The 2,094-nt window shown below is 65.4% G+C and carries 1 protein-coding gene; it reads left to right on the top strand.

All coding sequences use genetic code 11. The annotated features are described in order from the left end of the window. Nucleotides 1–155 precede the first annotated feature (155 nt). A complete protein-coding gene (locus tag JS521_RS35370) occupies nucleotides 156–1,976 on the top strand; it encodes a bifunctional metallophosphatase/5'-nucleotidase (RefSeq protein ID WP_205086946.1) in 1,821 nt (606 codons plus the stop codon). The last annotated feature ends 118 nt before the right edge of the window (nucleotides 1,977–2,094 follow it).

Genomic DNA, 2,094 nt, shown 5'->3' with positions numbered 1-2,094 from the left:
GGGGGTTTCGGTCATGTGTTCACTGTGGCACGGCGGGTGGTGCCTCGGGGTGTGTGTCGGGTGGTCATCAGATCGAAACCTGCGTGGGGTGTTGTGTGGTGTGGCTGCTGGGCCAGAATCTACGCGCGTTGCCCTACTGAACGAGGAGTGAAGAGATGCCGTTGAACCGTAGGACGTTTCTGGGCCGTTCGGCTGCCGCCGGTGCGGGTGTGGCGATGGCGGGCGGGGCGGTCGTGGGTTCGGCCGGTGCGGCGGAGGCGAAGGGGCAGGGCCATGGTCACGGGCGGCCTCCGAAGCGGTATTCCTTCACGGTGATGGGCACGACGGACCTGCACGGGAACGTCTTCAACTGGGATTACTTCACGGACAAGGAGTACGACGACTCCGCGCACAACGATGTCGGTCTGGCGAAGATCTCGACGTTGGTGGATCAGGTGCGCCGGGAGAAGGGGCGTCGGAACACGCTGTTGATCGACGCGGGTGACACGATCCAGGGCACGCAGTTGTCGTACTACTACGCGAAGGTCGATCCGATCACGGCGCGGCGTGGTCCGGTGCATCCGATGGCGCGGGCGATGAACGCGATCGGTTATGACGCGGCGGCGCTCGGGAACCACGAGTTCAATTACGGCATTCCGGTGCTGCGGAAGTTCGAGGAGCAGTGCGATTTTCCGCTGCTGGGGGCGAATGCGCTGGATGCGAAGACGTTGCGGCCGGCGTTCGCTCCATATGTGATCAAGCGGATGCGTACGCCGTGCGGGCGTGATGTGCGGGTGGCGGTGCTGGGGCTGACGAATCCCGGTATCGCGATCTGGGACAAGGCGAATGTGGGCGGGAAGATGGTGTTCCCGGGTCTGGAGGAGCAGGCGGCGAAGTGGGTGCCGAAGCTGCGGTCGATGGGTGCGGACGTGGTGATCGTGTCGGCGCATTCGGGTTCTTCGGGGACGTCGTCGTGGGGTGATCAGTTGCCGTATGTGGAGAACGCGGCGGCTCTGGTGGCGGAGCAGGTGCCGGGGATCGACGCGATTCTGGTGGGTCACGCGCATGTGGAGATCGCCGAGCACTTCGTGACGAACAAGGAGACCGGCAAGCGGGTCGTGCTGTCGGAGCCGGCGAAGTGGGGGCAGCGGCTGACGCTGTTCGACTTCGATCTGGTGTGGGAGAAGGGCCGCTGGGCGGTGGAGAAGGCCGGTTCGCGGGTGCTGAACTCCAACACGGTGCCGGAGGATCCGGAGGTGACGTCGCTGCTGCGCCGTGAGCACCGGAAGGTGGTGGAGTACGTCAACCAGGTGATCGGTACGTCGGTGGTGGCGATGTCGACGGCGGGCGCGCCGTGGAAGGACGAGCCGATCATCGATCTGATCAACCAGGTGCAGACGGAGACGGTGAAGGGGGCGCTGGCGGGCGGGGAGTACGCGGCGTTGCCGGTGTTGTCGCAGGCGTCGTGTTTCTCGCGTACGGCGGGGATTCCTGCCGGTGAGGTGACGATCAAGGACGCGGCGGGTCTTTATCCGTTCGAGAACACGTTGGAGGCGCGGCTGATCACGGGCGCGCAGTTGAAGGACTACTTGGAGTATTCGGCGCGGTATTACGTGCGGACGGCTGCGGGTGGTCCGGTGGACACGGCGAAGCTGACGAACGCGGACGGGATTCCGGACTACAACTACGACGCGGTGTCGGGTGTGACGTACGACATCGATATCGCGAAGCCGGCGGGTTCGCGGGTCGTGGGTCTGTCGTTCGAGGGGAAGGCGATCGATCCGGCGGCGCGGTTCGTGTTCGCGGTGAACAACTACCGGGCGAGCGGTGGGGGGAACTTCCCGCATGTGCCGGGTGCGCAGCAGTTGTGGGCGAATTCGGACGAGATCCGGAACACGATCATCGGGTGGGTGCGGGAGAAGGGTTCGGTGGATCCGGCGGCGTTCGCTTCGGTGGGGTGGCGGCTGACGCGTGAGGGGACGCCGGTCTTCCCGTAACTCTGTTTCGTGCGTGTGGTGTTCGTTCGGCCCGGGTCTCCTTCGGTGGGGGCCCGGGCCGTTCGCTGTTCCTGGGGCTAGAAGGTTTGGCTCAGGGGGACGAGTGCGGGGGTCTGGG

This window comes from Streptomyces durocortorensis (genome assembly GCF_016901035.1).
Classification (GTDB): domain Bacteria; phylum Actinomycetota; class Actinomycetes; order Streptomycetales; family Streptomycetaceae; genus Streptomyces; species Streptomyces durocortorensis.
The sequence above is the reverse complement of the archived record's forward strand: the minus strand, read 5'-3'. Positions and strand labels throughout refer to the sequence as shown.